The organism is Vibrio sp. 1978 (genome assembly GCF_033344345.1).
On the sequence record NZ_JAWPOP010000183.1, the window covers coordinates 1 to 987 of the forward strand.

Here is a 987-nt window from a genome sequence, read left to right on the forward strand (position 1 = left end):
CTTTTGCGCCTTTGCCAAGTTGGTGCTGTTTAAATCGCCTTTCGATGTCATTGGTAACACCGCAATACAGTGCATTACGGTTATTGCGGATCAGATAAACGCTCCAGTGCTGCTCAACGCTTTCACTCATGAAAGTAGAGATTCTACCTGCGCTTTCAATGCATCGAGTTCTTCTCTTAACTCGGCAACTTCTTGCTCTAACTGAGCGACACGTTCTGAGCTTGACGAAGTAGCCGGAACTGCCGCAGCCATTGCTGACACATCGACTTCACCACAGAACAAGTGCATGTAACGAGATTCACGCTTACCAGCTTCACGAGGTAACTTCACCACAAGCGGACCTTTATCTTCGCTAGCAAGATGCTCAAGTACAGCTTCTACTTCTTTTACATCGTGGAAAGTGGCAAGGCGGTTGGTTCGAGTGCGGATCTCGCCTGGCGTTTGCGCTCCACGCAGCAACATGCCACAGATGATGCCCTTCTCCTGCTCCGACAATTTAAGATCGCCAAACTCGGTGTTGCAAAAACGATGTTGGTACTTGCTAACACGGCTATTGAAAGCGCTCTCATCGCTGACAAGTCGACGCTCAATCAACGCATCAACAGCATCAAGGACGTCAGATTCTGACAATGCCATCACTGGCTCACGGTTGCTTTTTTGGTTACATGCGTTGGTCAACGCGTTCAAACTGAGGAGATATTGGTCGGGGGTGGTCACTTCTTTTTCAATCAAGCAACCAATTACTCGTGCTTCAATTGCCGTTAGCTCAACTTTCATAATGCATTTCCTTATTATTTTTGCATTTGAATTTATACCTAAACCGCATCTAAGTCTTTTATGTCTACTTTGCACCGTCGATTCAAAACGCTGCACGACTTGAAGCGGTTTAGGTATAGGTGTCAGGCTAAAGCATAGCGCAAAGACCTGGCACCCATCGCGAATCGGGGTCGGTCTCAATGCTCCGAGAGAATCGGCACTTTTCTCATA

At 47.2% G+C, this 987-nt stretch carries 2 protein-coding genes; both read right to left on the minus strand.

Features of this window, described 5'->3' with window-relative positions:
* Window positions 1-130: GIY-YIG nuclease family protein (locus R8N49_RS25365; RefSeq protein ID WP_318190243.1), on the minus strand; the 130-nt coding region annotated here is incomplete at its 3' end.
* The gene (locus R8N49_RS25370) at window positions 127-777 is read right to left on the minus strand and encodes a YceH family protein (protein ID WP_318190242.1); all 651 of its coding nucleotides are present in this window, start codon (window positions 775-777) and stop codon (window positions 127-129) included. The genes R8N49_RS25370 and R8N49_RS25365, both read right to left, overlap by 4 nt.
* Window positions 778-987 lie beyond the last annotated feature (210 nt).

Bases quoted from the DNA above. Each gene is read 5' to 3' on its own strand.
- R8N49_RS25370 (WP_318190242.1), bottom strand. From the start codon at position 777: ATGAAAGTTGAGCTAACGGCAATTGAAGCACGAGTAATTGGTTGCTTG.